This window comes from Inquilinus sp., from assembly GCF_057815775.1.
The window spans coordinates 1-2347 of record NZ_JBYRFX010000947.1; the positions used below are offsets into that span (position 1 = coordinate 1).

The 2347-nt window shown below is 69.2% G+C and carries 2 protein-coding genes; both read left to right on the forward strand.

Translation table 11 applies throughout. The features are described from left to right. Nucleotides 1-306 precede the first annotated feature (306 nt). Nucleotides 307-1731, forward strand: a complete 1425-nt coding sequence (locus tag AC3XYG_RS33980) for an aldehyde dehydrogenase family protein (RefSeq protein WP_489144312.1) — start codon at nt 307-309, stop codon at nt 1729-1731. 47 nt (nt 1732-1778) lie between these two features. Next, nucleotides 1779-2347 (forward strand): MFS transporter (locus AC3XYG_RS33985; protein WP_489144313.1); only part of this gene is annotated, 569 nt, incomplete at its 3' end.

The following is a 2347-nucleotide window of genomic DNA, read 5'->3' on the forward strand; positions in this document are numbered from 1 at the left end:
GCCATCGTCGCTGCAGTGTCTCGCTATTGAAGACGACGAACCAGCCCGGCGCGGATCGACAGGCGCTTCGAAAAAACTTTCGGCGCCCACCATAACATTCCGTTTCCGAATGCTTTGCCCGAGAACAAGTCGTTTGTGCCGGATGCGGCGGCGCGGTTCACTCCGGCTATCGACAGCGGCGCCGCCGGCCTCGGGAGGACCGGCGACGAAAAGCGCCCCGCTCCCGTGGCCCATCGTTCCGGATGCACCGCGCCGTAGAGCCGGCCGTCGGCCCGCGTCCGGCCGCGTTCCGGACCTATGCAGACCATGTCGTCCCATCAGAATTTCATCGCCGGCCGGTTCGTCGCGCCCGCCACGGATGCGGTGATCGAGGTGCGCAACCCGGCCACCGGCCGCGTCTTCACCGCGGTTCCGGCCGCCACCGAGGCGGAAGCGGTTGCCGCCGTCGAAGCCGCCGCGGCGGCGCAGAAGAGCTGGGGCAAGCTGCCGTCGATCCAGCGCGGCGATGCGCTGCGCCGGCTGGCCACGGCGATCGAGGCGCGGGCCGGTGCGATCGGCGCCGCCCTGGCGCAGGAATCCGGCAAGAGCCTGGCCGACGCTACGGCCGAGGCGGTCTATGCCGCCGAGCTGATGCGCTATCACGCCGAATGGGCGCGGCGGATCGAGGGCGAGGTGATCCCCAGCGACACGCCGGCTGAGACTCTGATGCTGAAGCGCGAGCCGATCGGCGTCGTCGCCTGCCTGATCCCGTTCAACTATCCCGTCTACACCCTGGTGCGGAAGATCGCGCCGGCGCTGATCGCCGGCAATGCGGTGGTGGTCCGGCCCAGCAACAACACCCCGGCCTCGGCCCTCGCGATCGCCGCGGCGATGGCGGAGGCGGACCTGCCGGACGGCTTGGTCAGCATCCTGGCGATGAGCCATGAGACGGCGCGGGCGCTGTGCACCCATCCGGCCGTCGGCATGATCACCCTGACCGGCAGCGTCGGCGCCGGCCGCACGGTGCTGTATTACTGCAAGGCCAACATCGCCCGCCCGTCGCTGGAACTGGGCGGCAAGACCCCCGTGATCGTCGAGCCGGATGCCGATCTCGACGACGTCGCCGTCCGCATCGTGGCGGCCAAGACCACCCATTGCGGCCAGGTCTGCACCGCGGTCGAGCGGCTGTATGTCCATGACAGCATCCACGACGCGCTGCTGGGCCGGCTGCGCACGGCGTTCCGCGCCCGCGGCTTCGGCGACCGTGCCGCCGACCCGGACCGGATGGGCCCGCTGGCCAACGCCGCGGCGCAGGCGCACGTCCATGGCATGGTCGAACGTGCCGTGGCCGAGGGCGCGGTGCTGGAGGCCGGCGGCATGCTGCCGGACGGGGAGGGATTCTTCTACCCGCCGACCCTCTTGTCCGGCTGCCGCCAGGAGATGGAGATCATCCGCGAGGAGGTGTTCGGCCCGGTGCTGGCCGTGGTGCCCTATCGCGACGCCGACCAGGCGCTGGCCCTGGCCAACGACCACCAGTTCGGCCTGACCTCGGTGCTGTTCACCGAGGATTATCGCACGGTGATGCGCTTCGCCGACGCGATCGAAGCCGGCGAACTCTACGTCAACCGCTTCCCGGCCGACCCGTATCAGGGCTTCCACGCCGGCTGGAAGCGCTCCGGCCTCGGCGGCGACGACGGCAAGCACGGCATGCTCGAATTCACCCAGACCCGGCTGGTCGTGCTGAAGCACTGACCGGGCGAACCAAGACACCACAAGAAAATCATCGGGAGGAGCCGTTCGTGGCATCCATCGTCCAACCGGGTCTCGCGCCGCAGTCGGCCGTAGCCGCCCTGCCGAGCGCGCGGTCGCGCTACCTGCAACTGGCGCTGATCGTGCTGGCCGCCGGCGCGATCTATCCGATCCTGTATCTGCGCCAAGTCTACCAGACGACGATGCTGGAGGTGCTGGGCATCGACAACACCGAGCTCGGGGTCCTGTACTCGATCCTCGGCACCAGCTTCCTGGTCAGCTACCTCCCCAGCGGCTGGCTGGCCGACCGGATCCAGCCGCGCCTGCTGATCATCTTCTCCCTGGTCGGCACCGGGCTGCTCGGCCTGTGGTATGCCACCCTGCCGGGCTACAACGCACTGCTCGTGATCTATGGCGGCTTCGGCATCACCACGGGTCTCACATTCTGGGCGGCGACGCTGAAGCAGGTGAAGCTGATCGCCGGCCATGCCGAACAGGGCCGGTTCTTCGGCGTGCTGGATGGCGGCCGCGGCCTGGTCGAGGCGGTGCTGGCCAGTCTGGCCATCGCCTTGTTCGTCTACGCCACCGAAACCCGCAGCGCCGGCCTGGCCAGCGGGTT

Excerpts from the sequence above, each read along its gene's own strand:
- AC3XYG_RS33980 (WP_489144312.1), top strand. The coding sequence starts at position 307 with ATGTCGTCCCATCAGAATTTCATCGCCGGCCGGTTCGTCGCGCCCGCC.